This is a genomic window from Actinotalea sp., assembly GCF_035443605.1.
In the GTDB taxonomy this organism is placed as follows: domain Bacteria; phylum Actinomycetota; class Actinomycetes; order Actinomycetales; family Cellulomonadaceae; genus Actinotalea.
This window is the reverse complement of the sequence record NZ_DAORSQ010000059.1, coordinates 1-14,853: the sequence shown is the minus strand read 5'-3', so window position 1 is coordinate 14,853 and position 14,853 is coordinate 1. Positions and strand designations below refer to the sequence as shown.

Below are 14,853 nucleotides of genomic sequence, written 5' to 3'. Positions count from 1 at the left end.
CGCGCACCACGCAACGATCCGCCGCCCGCACCCTCGCGCGCGCAACGATTCGCGCGTCGACACGCACGGTCCTGATCCCCCGCCGCTCCGCGCGGCCCCATAGCCTCGAACGACACGTCCCGCCGCCGCCGGCCAGCCGACCACTGAGGACCCATGACCCGCATCTCGACGCCCCGCCGCTTCCTCATGTGCTCCCCCACGTACTTCGAGGTGAGCTACGAGATCAACCCGTGGATGGACGTCACCCTGGCGACCGACACCGCCCGCGCCGTCGCGCAGTGGCAGGTCCTCTACCGGACCTACCTCGAGTGGGGCCACACCGTCGACCTCATCGAGCCCGTCCCCGGGCTGCCGGACATGGTCTACGCCGCCAACGGCGCGACGGTCGTCGACGGCCTGGTCTACTCCGCGCGCTTCACCTACCCCGAGCGCGCCGCCGAGGGCCCCGCCTACCAGAAGTGGTTCGCCGACGCGGGCTTCGTCACCCACACCGCCGAGCGGGTCAACGAGGGCGAGGGCGACATCCTCATGGTCGGGGACGTGCTGCTGGGCGGTTCGGGCTTCCGCACCGACCCCGCCGCGCACGCCGAGCTGGCCCACCTCACCGGACGCGAGGTGCTCACGCTCGAGCTCGTCGACCCGCGCTTCTACCACCTCGACACCGCGCTGGCCGTGCTGGACAGCGACCCGGCACACCCGTTCATCGCCTACTACCCGCCGGCCTTCTCCCCCGCCTCCCGGTCGCTGCTCGCCGAGCGCTACCCCGACGCGATCCTCGCGACCGAGCGCGACGCCGTGGCCCTGGGTCTCAACGCGGTCTCGGACGGCCGACGCGTGGTCGTCGCCCCCGCGGCCGTCGACCTGCAGGCTGCGCTGCGCGAGCACGGCTTCGAGCCCACGCCCGTCGACACCACCGAGCTGCTCAAGGGCGGCGGCGGGGCCAAGTGCTGCACGCTCGAGATCCGCACGGCGCCGTGACGACCACCGCCCCGGCCAGCACCACGACCAGCCACGTCGCCGGCAACTACCACCCGCTGCCCGTCACCCTCGTCGAGGGCGAGGGCTCCTGGGTGCGCGACGCCGCCGGCAACCGCTACCTCGACCTCCTCGCGGGCTACTCCGCGCTGAACTTCGGACACCGGCACCCCGTGCTCGTCGCCGCGGCCCACGCCCAGCTCGACCGCCTGACCCTGACGTCGCGCGCCTTCGACCACGACCTGCTCGAGCCGTTCGCCGACCGCCTCGTCGGGCTGCTCGCCGACGCGCTGCCGGCCGATCTCGTGCTGCCGATGAACACCGGTGCGGAGGCCGTCGAGACGGCGGTCAAGGCCGTCCGCAAGTGGGGCTACGACGTCAAGGGCGTCGCCCCCGGCCTCGCCACCGTCGTCGTGGCGGGCGGCAACTTCCACGGCCGCACCACGACGATCGTCTCGTTCTCGGACGACGACGACGCGCGGCGCGGGTTCGGCCCGTACACCCCCGGCTTCCGGGTGGTCCCCTACGGCGACGCCGCGGCGCTGGCGTCCGCGATCGACGAGACGACGGTGGCGGTGCTGCTCGAGCCCGTGCAGGGTGAGGCGGGCGTCATCCTCCCGCCCCCGGGCTACCTGGCCGCGGCGCGCGCGCTGTGCGACGCCACCGGCACGCTGCTGGTGCTCGACGAGATCCAGTCCGGCCTGGGCCGCACCGGCTCCACCCTGGCGTGCGAGCTCGTCGGCGTCCGGCCCGACCTCGTGCTGCTCGGCAAGGCGCTCGGTGGCGGGGTGCTGCCGGTCTCCGCCGTCGTCGGGCGGCGCGACGTGCTTGACGTCCTCACGCCCGGGACCCACGGCTCGACGTTCGGCGGCAACCCGCTGGCGTGCGCGGTCGGCACGGCCGTCGTCGGGCTGCTCGAGACGGGCGAGCACCAGCTCGCCGCGCGCGACCTCGGCGCCCACCTGCGCACGCGGCTCGACGCCCTGGTGGCCGACGGCCTGCTCGTCGGCGCGCGGAGCGTCGGCCTCTGGGCCGGGATCGACGTCGACCCGGCGCGGGGCACGGGTCGCGCGCTCGCCGAGCGGATGCTGGCCCGCGGGGTGCTCGTCAAGGACACCCACGGCTCGACCGTCCGCCTCGCCCCGCCCCTGACGATCAGCCGCGCGGACCTCGACCTGGCGCTGGACCGGCTCACCGACGCGCTGCGCTGGGGCGACGCGCTGCGCTGACCGGGCGGCCAGGGCGGCCGGTCCGGCATGCTGGGGGCCATGCTCCCCGTGGACGACGCCAGCGCCCCGCCCCGGCCGGCCATGGACCGGATCGACGCGGCGATCCTCGAGCACCTGCGCCGCGACGCGCGCGCCTCGTTCGCGCGCATCGGCACCCAGGTGAACCTCTCGGCGCCCGCGGTCAAGCGACGCGTCGACCGCCTGCGCGAGCGCGGCATCATCGAGGGCTTCTCCGTACGGCTGGACCCCGCGGCGCTCGGCTGGGCCACCGAGGCCCAGGTCGAGGTCTTCGCCGCGGCCTCGACCAGCCCCGCGCGGATGCGCGAGGCGTTCGAGCGCTACCCCGAGGTGGTGGCGGCCAGCACGGTCACCGGCGAGGCCGATGCCGTGGTGCAGGTCCGCGCACGCGACGTGCGCCACCTGGACGAGGTCGTCGAGCGGATCAACGCCGAGCCGTTCGTGCAGCGCACGCGCTCGTCCGTGGTGCTCACACCGTTGGTGCGCCGGGACCTGCCGCCGGGCTGAGCCCTCACCAGCGCGAGGATCCCGGGAACCGCTCCTCCTCGCGCACGCGCGTGGTGACGACCATGACGGGGCACGCCGAGTGGTGCAGCACGGCCTGGCTCGTCGACCCGAGCAGCAGCCCGGCGAAGCCGCCCCGGCCGCGCGAGCCGACCACGACGAGGTCCACCGCGGTGGAGAACTCGGTGAGCAGCTGCGACCCGGTGCCGTCCAGCACGACGCGCCGCACGGTCACACCCGGGTGGTCCACCAGCGCGCGGTCGACCACCACGTCGAGCCCCTCGGCGACGTCCCGGAGCACGGCCTCGTGGTCCACGGCGGCCGGCAGCCACGCGAGCAGCCCCGCCCCGGTGCCCACGGGCACGGCGGCAACGGCGGTGAGCTCGGCGTGCCAGGCCTCGGCCTCGCGCAGCGCGTGCGCCAGGGCGACCTCGGCGGACGGCGAGCCGTCCACGCCCACGACGATCGACCGGACCGGCAGCACCTCGCGCCTGCCCACGGAGCGGCCGGACGGTGCGACCTCCACCTCGGCGGCCGAGCCCCGGTCGGTGGGCAGCGGGCGCTCCTCGTCGATCTCGCGCCGCCGGTAGGGCACCACGACCGTCGGGCAGTGGGCGTGCGCCGGCAGGGCGGACGAGACCGTTCCGAGCAGCCGCTCGGCGAAGCCGCCGCGCCCGCGCGTGCCCACCACGACGAGCGCGGCGGAGCGGGACCGCTCGACCAGCACGGCGGCGGCGTCGCCGGTGGCGACGGCGGACGTCACGCGCAGACCACGACCGGCCAGGCGTGCCTTCGCCTCGTCGAGCACCGCCTGGGCGCCCTCGAGGATCGCGGTGTCGTCGAGGGACGCGTACCCGCCGTCCATCGCGGCAGCGGAGAAGGAGGGCACCGCGTACGTGCAGACCAGGTGGATCCCCTGACCGTGCCGCTCCGCATGGGCCGCCGCCCAGTCGACCGCGTTGAGGCTGGCCGGTGAACCGTCCACCCCGACCAGGACGACGTCGTCCGCATCCATCGTTGCCTCCCTCGGCTCCCCGCTGACCCCATCCTGCCGCGAATGCGCGCGCGGCGTCGGGTCATCGGTCACGACGCGAGGTAGGCGGTCCACGAGGGGTGCGGGCGGAGCGCCGCGAGGCTGCCCACGCCGACCGGGGCGACGGGTGCGACGAGCAGCTGCCAGCCGATCTCGGCGAGCAGACGGTCGGCCTTGCGGTGGTTGCAGCGTGCGCACGCTGCCACGACATTGGTCCACTCGTGCCGCCCGCCGCGGGAGCGCGGGTGCACGTGGTCGACCGTGTCCGCCGGGCCGGCGCAGTACGCGCACCGGTGCGCGTCGCGGGCCAGCACGGTGCGCCGCGTGGGCGGGACCACACGGCGGTACGGGACGTGGACGTAGCGGGTGAGGCACAGCACGGCGGGCGCGGGCAGGATCAGACGCTCCGAGCGCAGCATCCGCCCGTCCGACTCGAGCACCACCGCCTTGCCCTGGAGCACCAGCGCGACGGCGCGATGCACGCTGACGACGCACAGGGGCTCGCGGCTCGCGTTGAGGAGCAGCGCGCGGCGCACGTCGGGCGCGACGGAGTGCGCACGGGGCTCGCTGGTGGTCAGCACGGCGGCCTCCCGGACCGTCACGGTCGGACCCGGCTGGCTGCACGGGTCCTGGATCAGCGCTGCCAGAGTACGCGACGCCACCCGCGCCACCCATGGCACTGCGGTGGGGCGCCCCACCGACGCACCGCGGACGACGAAGGCCCGGACCGCGCGGGTCCGGGCCTTCGTCGAACGGTCAGCGGGCCGAGGTCAGCCGGTGACGCGGATGAAGATGGGGTTGCTCTGCCAGATCCCGCGGAACTGGATGGTCTTGCCCGGACGCGGGGAGTCGATCTGCGTGTCGCCGCCGGCGTAGATGCCGACGTGGCCCGGGGACCAGATGAGGTCGCCCGGCAGGGCGTCCGCACGCGAGACGACGACGCCGTTGTAGCGCTGGTCGGCGGAGCTGCGCGACAGCGAGATGCCGAGCTGTGCGTAGACGTAGGAGGTGAAGCCCGAGCAGTCGAACCCGTCGGGCGTCGTGCCGCCGGAGACGTACGGGACGCCGACGTAGCGTGCAGCGATCTCGAGGACGGCGTTGCCGGCGACGGACTGCGGGACGGCGGACGTCGCCGCGGCGACGGAGCTGCGCTCGGTGCTGCGGGCCGTCGTCGTCGAGCGGGTCACCACGACCGGCTCGGGCTCCGGGTTGGCCACGACCGTGAGCTGCGGGGTCGCGAAGCCCCACGCGGCGTCGACCGGCACGGAGACGACCGGCGACGTGGCCAGCGCGGCCCGGGCCTGCGCGGTCAGTGCGGTGACGTCGACGGCGGGCAGCGCGTTGGCGGGTGCGTCGGCGGGGGCGGCGGAGGCCGGCAGCGCCATGGACATGACGAGGCCACCGGTCGCGGCGACGACGGCGGACCGACGTCCGACGATCGCGAGGCTGCCGGTGGCTGCGGTCGCGAGGTCGCTCAGCGGGGTGGCGGGACGACGTGCCGATCTGTGCCGGCCGTGCTCGATCGTGATGGTCACGCGAAACCTCTCCGAACGCCTGCGAGGTGAGCTGTCGGGTTCGGGTGGGAGATCACCCGGCCTCGATCACACCGTCTCCGGTGCTCACGCGGCTTCACCCCAAGGACACCGTGGTGCCCACTTCGTGGTTCCCCCGCTCCTGCCAGCGAGTTGTCCGGACCTCGTTCGGTGGCAGGACTAGGCGATCCCGACCGAGGGCGCCGCGGAGGAGGGTTCCGAGGTGCACCCCGAAGGTACCTGCGGATCACGGGAATGTCACGCTCAGGTCACGGACGGAGACCTGTGAGGTATGCCACTCGGGCGGCGACGGCCCGTTCAGGCGAGGGCGACGAACACGTGCCGCGCGATGTCGTCCGGCAGGTCGAGCACGAGCTCTGCGCCCGGCACGCCCACGGTGACGATCCCGTTGCCGCGCTCGACGTCCACCGCGATGCCGGGGAGCACGCCAGCCCCGGCGAGCCGGCCGAGCAGCTCCACGTCGGTCTGCAGGGGCTCACCCAGCCGCGCGACGACGGCGCGCACCGGCCCGCCGGCGGCCTGCGCCGGCAGGGCCGCGAGGGAGACGACGCCGTCGAGGAACGCCTCGGCGCCCTGCTCGCCGAGCTCGGCGAGGCCCGGGATGGGGTTGCCGTAGGGCGAGTGGTGCGGGTGGTCGAGCAGCTCGACGAGGCGGCGCTCCACCCGGTCGCTCATGACGTGCTCCCAGCGGCAGGCCTCGTCGTGCACGAAGGCCCACTCCAGCCCGATGACGTCCGTGAGCAGCCGCTCCGCCAGGCGGTGCTTGCGCATGACGCGCACGGCCTTGAGCTGGCCGAGCTCGGTGAGCTCGAGATGCCGGTCCCCGCTGACGACCACGAGGCCGTCCCGCTCCATCCGGGCGACGGTCTGCGAGACGGTCGGGCCGGAGTGCCCCAGCCGCTCGGCGATGCGCGCGCGCAGGGGGACGATCCCCTCCTCGGCGAGCTCGTAGATGGTGCGCAGGTACATCTCCGTGGTGTCGATCAGATCGCTCATGCGCGCGCCTCTCCCCGTGACCGTCGTCCGCTGCCCCCAGGCTACGGTGCCCGGGCTCCGGGCAGGCACCGGGGCGCCAGGCGCCGCGCCCTAGAGTGCTGGGGTGAGCGCCGCCGACATCACCATCCCCGCGCACCTGCTGCCCGTCGACGGCCGGTTCGGCTCCGGACCGTCCAAGGTCCGCCCCGAGCAGGTCGAGGCGCTGGCCGCCGTCGGCCGCACCCTGCTCGGCACGTCGCACCGCCAGGCCCCGGTGCGCGCGCTCGTCGGCCGGGTGCGCTCCGGGCTGGCCGAGCTGTTCGGCCTCCCCGACGGCTACGAGGTGGTGCTCGGCAACGGCGGCTCCACGGCCTTCTGGGACCTCGCCACCTTCAGCCTCGTGGCGGACCGCGCCCAGCTGTGCGCCTTCGGCGAGTTCGGCACCTCGTTCGCCCGGGCCGTGGACCGCGCCCCCTTCCTCGCCGCACCGACGGTGCGCACCGCGGCACCCGGATCGCTCGTCCTGCCCGAGCGCGAGGCGGGCGTCGACACCTACGCGTGGCCGCACAACGAGACCTCGACCGGCGTCGCCGCCCCGGTGCTGCGCCCGGCGGGGACCGCGGGCGAGGCGCTGGTGCTCGTCGACGCGACGTCGGGCGCCGGCGGGCTGCCGGTCGACGTCGCGCAGACGGACGTCTACTACTTCGCCCCGCAGAAGTCGTTCGCGTCCGACGGCGGCCTGTGGCTGGCGCTGGTCTCGCCGGACGCCGTCGAGCGCGCCGAGCGGATCGCCGCCGACCGGTGGATCCCCACCTTCCTGTCGCTCACCACGGCCCTGGCGAGCTCGCGCAAGGACGAGACGCTCAACACCCCGGCCCTGGCGACGCTCGTGCTCCTCGCGGAGCAGGTCGACTGGCTGCTGGGCAACGGCGGCCTGCCGTGGGCCACGGCACGGACGGCGGAGTCGGCCGCCCTGCTCTACGGCTGGGCGCAGGAGCGCCCCTGGGCCGCCCCGTTCGTCGCCGACCCCGCCGCACGCAGCACGGTGGTCGGCACCATCGACCTCGATGCCGCGATCGACGCGCCCACCGTGTGCCAGGTGCTGCGCCGCCACGGCGTCGTGGACGTCGAGCCCTACCGCAAGCTGGGCCGCAACCAGCTGCGGGTCGCGATGTTCCCGGCCGTCGACCCGGCCGATGTCGCGGCCCTGACGGCCTGCGTCGACCACGTCGTCGACCGACTCGGGTGAGCCGCCCCCCTGCCCGCACGCCGCTGCGGCGCGACCCGCTGACGGTCCGGCTCTACGCCGTCTTCGTCGTGTGGGGATGGTTCCTCTACGGCTTCGCGCCGGCGATCCCGCTCATCGCGACCGAGCAGGGCATCACCCGGGCCCAGGCCGGCCTGCACGGCACGGCGATGGCCGTCGGAGCCGTGCTCGCCGGGACCGTCAGCGCCGGCCTGGCCCGCCGGCTCGGCCGTCGGGCGGTGGCCGTCGGCGGCCTCGCCGTCGTCTGCGCGGGCATCGGGGCGCTGGTGCTCGGCACCACCCTCGCCGCGACCCTGACCGCGTGCCTCGTCACGGCGGTGGGTGGCAACCTCGTGCTCGCCGCGGCCCAGCCCGCCCTGCTCCAGCACCACGGCAGCGCGGGGCCAGCCGCGGTGACCGAGGCCAACGGCATCGGCGCCGCCGTGGGGCTGCTCGCCCCCCTGGCCGTCGGGGCGACGGTGGCGGCCGGCTGGGGCTGGCGGCCGGCGGTCGGGCTGGTCGTGCTGCTCGGATCGGTGACGGCGCTGCTGCTGGCCCGGGTCGGACCCGAGCCGGCGATCGACCGGGTCCCGGCACCGGTCGGCCCCCCGGTGGCACCGCTGGGCCGGGCGGCCCGGATCGCGGACGCGACCGGCGGCTTCGGTCGGACGTTCTGGCTCTTCTGGTCGGCCATGATCTGCGGGGTCGCCGTGGAGTTCGCCACCACGTTCTGGGCTGCCGACCTGGTGGCCACCCGGACCGGCGCGCCCGCCGCGGTGTCCACGGCCGCGGTGTCCGCCCTCGTGCTCGGCATGGCGGCCTCCCGCTTCATCCTGGGACCGCTCGCTCTGCGGCACGCGCCGGAGTCGCTCCTGCTGGCCTCCTACGGCCTCGCCGCGGTCGGCTTCGCGCTGCTCTGGCTGACGACGACGCCGGCGATCGCGGTGGCCGGCCTGGTCGTCGCCGGTCTCGGCTACGGCGCCCACTACCCGATGTCCGTGGCGTTGGCGCTGCGGGCGGCCGGGGAGCGCGCCGACCAGGCGCAGGCGATCGCCCTCGTCGGCGCCGGTGCGGCGATCGGCGCCGCGCCGCTCCTGCTCGGTGCGCTGTCCGACGCCTTCGGCCCGCACCTCGGGTTCCTGCTCGTCCCGGCGCTCATGGCGGCCGGGGCCACGGCGGTCGCGACGGCACGGCTGTCGCTGCGCCGCGACGTCGTCGTCGTCGTCTGACCCTCGACGACGGCGCGCCCCTCACACCGCGGTGACGTCCGTCGCCTGCTGACCTCGCAGGGCCAGCGCCGCGTCGGCACGGGCCGCGATCTCGTCGCCCACGGTGTCGGCGCCCTCGTGGGGGTACCGCACCTGCAGGTGCGGGCGGCTGCGCACGGTGTAGCCGATCTCCAGGTCCCAGTGCCGGATCGCCCACAGCGCGGCCGCGCCGGCGACCACCAGCGAGGCCAGCGCGCCGATCCCGATCGCCCAGCGCGCGCCGTAGGTCTGACCCACCCAGCCCACCAGCGGTGAGCCCACCGGCGTGGCCCCGAGGAAGACGACCATGTACAGCGCCACGACGCGGCCACGCATCGCGGGGTCCACGGACATCTGCAGCGTCGCGTTCGCCGCCGTGAGCATGGTGAGCGACGTGAACCCCACCGGGATCGTCGCGAGCATGTAGGTCGCGTAGGTGGGCATGAGGGCCATGACGCCCGACGCCACCCCGAACCCGAGCGCCGACCCGATGACCAGCCGCACCCGGGGGCGCTCGCGCCGGGCGGCGAGCAGCGCCCCGCCCAGCGACCCGATCGCCAGCACCGAGCCCAGCACGCCGTACTCCTGGGGCCCGCGGCCGAACTCGGTGCGGGCCATGAGCGCGCTGGTCAGCTGGAAGTTGAGCCCGAAGGTGCTCACCACCCCCACGACGACCATGACCACGAGGATGTCGCTGCGCCCGCGCACGTAGGCGATGCCCTCGCGGATCTGCCCCGACGCGCGTGCCACGTGCGCCACGGGCTGGAGCTCGGAACGCCGCATCCGGGTCAGCGCGAGGATGGTCGCGGCGAAGGTCACGGCGTTGAGGACGAACACCCAGCCGATGCCGAGCCAGGCGATGGCCAGCCCCGCGAGGCCCGGTCCGATGAGCCGGGCGGCGTTGAACGACGCGCTGTTGAGGCCGACGGCGTTGGACAGCCGGTCCGCCGGGACCATGTCCGCGACGAAGGTCTGGCGGGCCGGGCCGTCGATCGCGGTGACGCAGCCCAGCACCCCCGCGAAGACGTAGACGTGCCACAGCTCCGCTCGGCCGCTGAGCACCAGCGCCCCCAGCCCGGCGGCGAGCACCGCCTGCGCGACCTGCGTCGCCATGAGCAGGCGGCGGCGGTCCACACGGTCGGCGAGCACCCCGGCCCACGCGGACAGGAACAGCACGGGACCGAACTGCAGCGCCGTCGTCACGCCGACGGCGACACCCGAGTCCGCCGTGAGCACCGTGAGGACCAGCCAGTCCTGGGCGACGCGCTGCATCCACGTGCCGACGTTGGCGACGAGGGCGCCCGCGAACCACAGCCGGTAGTTGACGTACCGGAACGAGGCGAACGTGGGGCTCATCGGGTGGCGATCCGGTCCAGCACCGCGCTGGCCGTGGCGAGCACCTCACGCTCCTGCGGCGTCAGCGTCGCCAGCTGTGCGGCGAGCCAGGCGTTGCGCCGCCGCCGGGTCTCCTTGACCTCGCGCAGGCCAGCGTCGGTGATCGAGACGACCACCTGGCGGCGGTCGGTCGGGTGGTCGTCGCGCCGCGCCAGCCCCGCCTCGACGAGCGCGTTGACGGTGCGCGTCATGGGCGGCGGCTGGACGTGCTGGTCCTCGGCCAGGGCGGTCGGGGTCATCGGCCCGCGGTTGGCCAGCGCGGCCAGGGTCGCGTACTGCCCGTCGCTGATCTGCTCGCTGCTGCGCTCGAGGCGCAGGCGACGCACGAGGTGGGTGACCGAGACGCGCAGGTCGCCCGCCAGCGCCGGCGGCCGGCAGTCGGCGGCGGCCGGGCGGGCCGGCGGGGTGTCGGAGGTCATGTCCCTATCCTAGGTCATGACCTCGGGTAACGAATCGGGCGGGCCTGCCGGACGACGCAGGCCCCGCGGACGGGTGTCCGCGGGGCCTGCGTTGCGTGCTGGGGCGGGTCAGATCCCGAGGGCCGCCTTGATCGGGCCGAGCGTGAAGTAGATGACGAAGAGCACCGCTGCGCCCCACATCAGCGGGTGCACGGCCTTGACCTTGCCCAGTGCGAGCTTGATCACCACGAAGGAGACGAAGCCCGCGCCGATGCCCACCGTGATCGAGTAGGTGAACGGCATGAGGATCATCGTGAGGAACGCCGGGATGGCGACCTCGTAGTTCTTCCAGTCGATCCCCGAGACCTGCATGACCATGAGGAAGCCGACGACCACGAGGGCCGGCGTCGCGGCCTCGAACGGCACCATGTCGACGAGCGGGGACAGGAACGTCGCCAGGAGGAAGGCGATGCCGGTGACGACCGAGGCCAGGCCCGTCCTGGCGCCGTCGCCGACACCCGCCGCCGACTCGATGTAGCTCGTGTTGGACGAGACGCCCGCGGCGCCACCGGCCGCAGCGGCGATCGAGTCGACGACGAGGATCTGCTGCGTGCGGGGCGGGTTGCCCTGCTCGTCGAGCAGGCCGGCCTCGCCGCCGACGGCGACCATCGTGCCCATCGTGTCGAAGAAGTCCGCGAGGAGCAGCGAGAAGACGAGCAGCACGACCGCGACGACCCCGATCTTCCCGAACGAGCCGAAGAGCGAGAAGCTGCCGATGAGGCCGAAGTCGGGTGCGCTGACCAGACCGCCCTCGGGGATCGCCGGGACGTTGAGCTCCCAGCCCTTCGGGTTGGAGCCGTCCAGCGGCTGGCCGCCGACCTTCGCGACGGCCTCGATGACGACGGCGAGCACGGTCGAGGACAGGATCGCGATGAGGATCGCGCCGCGCACCTTGCGGACCATGAGCACGATGGCGAGCACGAGGCCCACGACGAACACGAGCAGCGGCCAGCCGTCTAGCGAGCCCCGGATGCCGAGCTCGACCGGGGTGGCCAGGCTGGCGGGGATGCGGACGAAGCCGGAGTCGACGAGGCCGATGAAGGCGATGAACAGGCCGATGCCGACGCTGATCGCCGTCTTGAGCTCGACCGGGACCGCCTTGAACACGGCCGTCCGGAAGCCGGTCAGCACGAGCACCAGGATGATCAGGCCCTCGAGGACGACGATGCCCATGGCGTCGGCCCAGGTCATGTCGGGCAGCGCCGCGATCGAGTACGCCACGACGGCGTTGAGGCCGAGGCCCGCGGCGAGCGCGAGCGGGAAGTTGGCCACGACGCCCATGAGGATCGACAGCACGCCGGCGACGAGCGCCGTCGCCGCGGCGATCGACGCGAGGTTGGACCCGTCGCCCGGGCCGCCGCCGAGGTAGCCGCCGGTGCCGTCTGCGACGAAGCCGAGGATGAGCGGGTTGAGCACGATGATGTAGCTCATCGTGAAGAAGGTGACCAGGCCGCCGCGGATCTCGGTGCCGACGGTCGAGCCGCGCTCGCTGATCTTGAAATAGGTGTCGACCCGGCTCATCGGGCCCGTCGACGTGGGGGGGAGGGTCTGCGTCATGGCGCACAGCGTGGCAGAACTGTGTGTCCGGTGTGTGTACCCGCACGCATGGTGAGCAACGCCACGTACCCTGGGCCGGTGAGCACCCCGCCAGCCCGGCCCAGCGTGTTCGCCCCCTCCACGCTGGCCCCCGTCGAGATCGACCTGCGCCGCGTGTTCCGGGTGGGCATCGCGCTGTGGACGCTCGCCCTCGTCGTCGTCGCGGTGGCCACCCTCACGGGGGTCACCACCGGTCGCGCCGTGCCGATCTGCATCGCGGGCCTGCTGCTCGGAGGCCTCGCGCTGGGGTGGGAGCACCGCCGCGCGCGCCGGGCCGCCGCGCTCGAGGCCCGCGAGGCGCCCGCCGCAGGCAGGACCGACGGGACCGACGAGACCCCTCAGCGGCCCGGCACGGCCGACCCGGCCTGACTAGCCCGGACCGTCCAGCAGCCCGGCCGCGCGCGCCCGACGCCGCGTCGTGCGGTTCGCGTGCACCGAGTACCGCGGTGTCCAGCGCGCCAGCGCCGCCACGGCCCCCGCGGAGATCCCGGCCAGCGCGAGGATGCCACCGGCAAGGGAGCCCAGCGCGGCGCCGGCCGCGACGAGCAGCGGGCCGCCGGCCCCGCCGAGGTCCTGGCACAGCCGCCACAGGCCGAGGAACTGCGCACGGACGGGCGCCGGCGCGACGTCGGCCCCCAGCGTCATGAGGATGCCCGAGCCCATCCCGTTGCCCAGGCCGATGAGCATCGCCACGGCGGCCACGCCGCCGACGGTCGTGGTGAGGGGCAGCAGGGCGAACCCCATGCCGAGCACGGCCATCGACGGCAGCGCTGCCCACAGCCGGCCGCGGGTGTCCATCAGCCGGCCGGCGGGGTAGAAGAGCAGCATGTCCACGGCCCCCGCGAGCCCGAAGATCAGGGCGGTGGTCGCCGGGGCGAGCCCCAGGTGCTCGGACCACAGCGGCAGGACCGTGCCGCGGCCGCCGCGCGCCGCCCCGACGAGCAGCACCGCCACGCCCAGCGTGGCGAAGAGCCGGCGATGCTCCCGCAGCACCGCGGCCGTGCTGGGGCCGCCGGTGGCACGCACGTGCGGCCTGCCGTCGGGCACCGCAGCCACGACGAGCGCCGTGATCCCCGCCGTGGCGACCGCGAACCAGTACGCCGCCCCGAGCCCGGCGAGGTGCACGAGCAGCGCACCGACGAAGGGCCCGACGAAGAGCCCGATCCGGTGCAGCCCCCCGAGGGTGGACAGCACCCGCGCGCGCAGGGCGACCGGCGTGGTGGCCGTGAGGTAGGAGTGCCGCGCGAGACCCACGACGGCGTTGGCCGCGCCGAGCACGAGCAGGGCACCGGCGAGCACCAGCACCTGGCGCGCGAGGGCCGCGGCGAGCAGGGCGACGACCGCGGCGCCCGCAGCAAGGAGCATCGCGCGACGGTCCCCGACCCGCGCGGCCAGGGCACCAGCGGGCGCGTCGCCGAGCAGCTGGCCCACGGCCAGCAGGGAGACGACCACCCCGGCCTGCGCGATCGACGCCCCGAGGGCCGTGGCGCTCAGCGCGACGACCGGCAGGATCGCCCCGATCCCCGTCTCGAAGACGAGCACGGGCAGGTACATGCCCAGCACGAGCACGCGACGGTCGACCGTGCCCCCCGTCGTGGCGCCGGTCACGTCCCCGGCTCGCCGTCCCCGGCGAGGTCGACGAGCGCACCGGCCAGGACGGCGGGGTCCGCCAGCACCCGGGCGAACCGGTCCCGGTGCCGCCACCCCAGCAGGTGGGCCACGCCGCTCGCCAGGCCGTCCGGCCCGCCGGCGTGCACCTCGTCGCCGACGACCCACCAGGCCACGCCTTCCCCGTCGACCCGCAGGTCGCGGTGCTCGTACCAGGTCTCGGGCACCGCGCCGACCAGGCCGGCGAGGGTGCGGAGGGCCGGCGGGACCGGCACCGGACGGCCGGTCGAGCTGACCCGGCCGGTGGCGCGCTCGACGGCGAGGTCGAGGTCCAGCGCGTCGGCGACGCGCTCGGTGAGTGCGGCGGGCACCACGACGACCGGTGCGGCGAGCGGGTGCTGGGCCCACATCGGGTCGGCGACCGCGACGTCGTCGGTCGGGGCCAGCGACACGCCGGCGGTCGCGGCGGCCCCGGCGACCAGCGCCGGCAGCGCCTCGGCCTCCGCCAGAGGTGCGAGCGCGACGGTGCCGGTCTGCACCAGCCGGGCCAGGGCCCGCCACAGCTCGACCGCGAGCGGAAGGTCGACGGCAGCACCCGCGTCGAGCAGCCCGTCGAGCAGCCCCACCCAGCCCTCCGCGTCCAGGTCGGCCGCGGCGCCCACCCCGCCGAGTGAGCGCAGCAGGGCCTCGTCGAGGCCCGCGAGCACGGTCGGCACCGGGTCGAGCCCTGGCACCGTCCCCGGCCGCAGGGCGAACGGCCGGTCCAGGCCGAGGTCGGCACGGTGGCGCAGCCACCAGGCGGTGTACGGGGGGCGCCGCACCGGGCCTCGCACCGGGTCCATCGCGTGGCGGTGGGCGCGGGCCAGCTCGGCGAGCACGGCCGGCCACGCCTCGGGCCGCACCGCGTCGAGATCGGCGACCGCGAGCGGCACCTCGTCCCCCGCGCCCGGCGACCCCGGGTCCTCGGCGGAGCGCCCGGCGTCGCGCGCCGACGGCAGCCCCGTCGCGTCGAGGTA

The 14,853-nt window shown here is 75.1% G+C and carries 14 protein-coding genes, 1 pseudogene and 1 riboswitch; of the genes and pseudogenes, 6 read left to right on the top strand and 9 right to left on the bottom strand.

All coding sequences use genetic code 11. The annotated features are described in order from the left end of the window. The first annotated feature begins 153 nt into the window (after positions 1-153). Genes ddaH through PKY62_RS08160 form a run of 3 tightly spaced genes read left to right on the top strand, consistent with a single transcriptional unit; the run spans position 154 to position 2,729 of the window. Positions 154-978, top strand: coding sequence for a dimethylargininase (gene ddaH / locus PKY62_RS08170; RefSeq protein ID WP_324536215.1), 825 nt, complete (start codon positions 154-156; stop codon positions 976-978). Beyond that, a complete protein-coding gene (gene rocD / locus PKY62_RS08165) occupies positions 975-2,204 on the top strand; it encodes an ornithine--oxo-acid transaminase (protein WP_324536214.1) in 1,230 nt (409 codons plus the stop codon). The genes ddaH and rocD overlap by 4 nt, the downstream gene beginning before the upstream one ends. Positions 2,205-2,243: 39 nt before the next feature. After that, on the top strand, positions 2,244-2,729 hold the full coding sequence (locus tag PKY62_RS08160; protein WP_324536213.1) for an Lrp/AsnC family transcriptional regulator: 486 nt from the start codon (positions 2,244-2,246) through the stop codon (positions 2,727-2,729). 4 nt (positions 2,730-2,733) lie between these two features. Here the strand turns inward: PKY62_RS08160 and PKY62_RS08155 are convergent, their stop codons facing one another. From PKY62_RS08155 to PKY62_RS08140, 4 genes are all read right to left on the bottom strand, one after another. Beyond that, on the bottom strand, positions 2,734-3,741 hold the full coding sequence (locus PKY62_RS08155; protein ID WP_324536212.1) for a universal stress protein: 1,008 nt from the start codon (positions 3,739-3,741) through the stop codon (positions 2,734-2,736). A gap of 68 nt (positions 3,742-3,809) precedes the next feature. Then, positions 3,810-4,340, bottom strand: coding sequence for an HNH endonuclease (locus PKY62_RS08150; RefSeq protein WP_324536211.1), 531 nt, complete (start codon positions 4,338-4,340; stop codon positions 3,810-3,812). A gap of 189 nt (positions 4,341-4,529) precedes the next feature. Beyond that, positions 4,530-5,294 (bottom strand): C40 family peptidase, encoded by a 765-nt coding sequence (locus PKY62_RS08145; RefSeq protein WP_324536210.1) that lies wholly within the window; start codon positions 5,292-5,294, stop codon positions 4,530-4,532. A gap of 2 nt (positions 5,295-5,296) precedes the next feature. Continuing rightward, a riboswitch (cyclic di-AMP (ydaO/yuaA leader) is annotated at positions 5,297-5,452 on the bottom strand. Between the two features lie 157 nt (positions 5,453-5,609). Then, positions 5,610-6,308, bottom strand: coding sequence for an iron-dependent transcriptional repressor DtxR (locus tag PKY62_RS08140; protein WP_324536209.1), 699 nt, complete (start codon positions 6,306-6,308; stop codon positions 5,610-5,612). 103 nt (positions 6,309-6,411) lie between these two features. Here PKY62_RS08140 and serC point away from each other — a divergent pair, with 103 nt between their 5' ends. Both serC and PKY62_RS08130 read left to right on the top strand, forming a co-directional pair. Beyond that, on the top strand, positions 6,412-7,536 hold the full coding sequence (gene serC / locus PKY62_RS08135) for a phosphoserine transaminase (protein ID WP_324536208.1): 1,125 nt from the start codon (positions 6,412-6,414) through the stop codon (positions 7,534-7,536). Further along, complete coding sequence (locus PKY62_RS08130; protein WP_324536207.1) at positions 7,533-8,762, top strand: MFS transporter; 1,230 nt, start codon at positions 7,533-7,535, stop codon at positions 8,760-8,762. The genes serC and PKY62_RS08130 overlap by 4 nt, the downstream gene beginning before the upstream one ends. Positions 8,763-8,783: 21 nt before the next feature. Here the strand turns inward: PKY62_RS08130 and PKY62_RS08125 are convergent, their stop codons facing one another. The 3 genes from PKY62_RS08125 to PKY62_RS08115 all read right to left on the bottom strand — a co-directional run bounded on the left by PKY62_RS08125 (position 8,784) and on the right by PKY62_RS08115 (position 12,190). Continuing rightward, positions 8,784-10,136 carry an MFS transporter gene (locus PKY62_RS08125; RefSeq protein WP_324536206.1) on the bottom strand — a complete coding sequence of 451 codons (1,353 nt, stop codon included), beginning with the start codon at positions 10,134-10,136 and terminating at the stop codon, positions 8,784-8,786. Then, complete coding sequence (locus PKY62_RS08120) at positions 10,133-10,594, bottom strand: MarR family winged helix-turn-helix transcriptional regulator (protein ID WP_324536205.1); 462 nt, start codon at positions 10,592-10,594, stop codon at positions 10,133-10,135. The genes PKY62_RS08125 and PKY62_RS08120 overlap by 4 nt, the downstream gene beginning before the upstream one ends. Positions 10,595-10,702: 108 nt before the next feature. After that, a complete protein-coding gene (locus tag PKY62_RS08115) occupies positions 10,703-12,190 on the bottom strand; it encodes an NCS2 family permease (protein ID WP_324536204.1) in 1,488 nt (495 codons plus the stop codon). Between the two features lie 78 nt (positions 12,191-12,268). Here PKY62_RS08115 and PKY62_RS08110 point away from each other — a divergent pair, with 78 nt between their 5' ends. Continuing rightward, positions 12,269-12,598, top strand: a complete 330-nt coding sequence (locus PKY62_RS08110) for a DUF2530 domain-containing protein (RefSeq protein WP_324536203.1) — start codon at positions 12,269-12,271, stop codon at positions 12,596-12,598. Here the strand turns inward: PKY62_RS08110 and PKY62_RS08105 are convergent, their stop codons facing one another. Both PKY62_RS08105 and PKY62_RS08100 read right to left on the bottom strand, forming a co-directional pair. Then, complete coding sequence (locus tag PKY62_RS08105) at positions 12,599-13,837, bottom strand: MFS transporter (RefSeq protein ID WP_324536202.1); 1,239 nt, start codon at positions 13,835-13,837, stop codon at positions 12,599-12,601. It abuts the gene before it with no gap. Beyond that, a pseudogene (locus PKY62_RS08100) lies at positions 13,834-14,853 on the bottom strand (hypothetical protein); the annotation flags it as partial. The gene PKY62_RS08105 and the pseudogene PKY62_RS08100, both read right to left, overlap by 4 nt.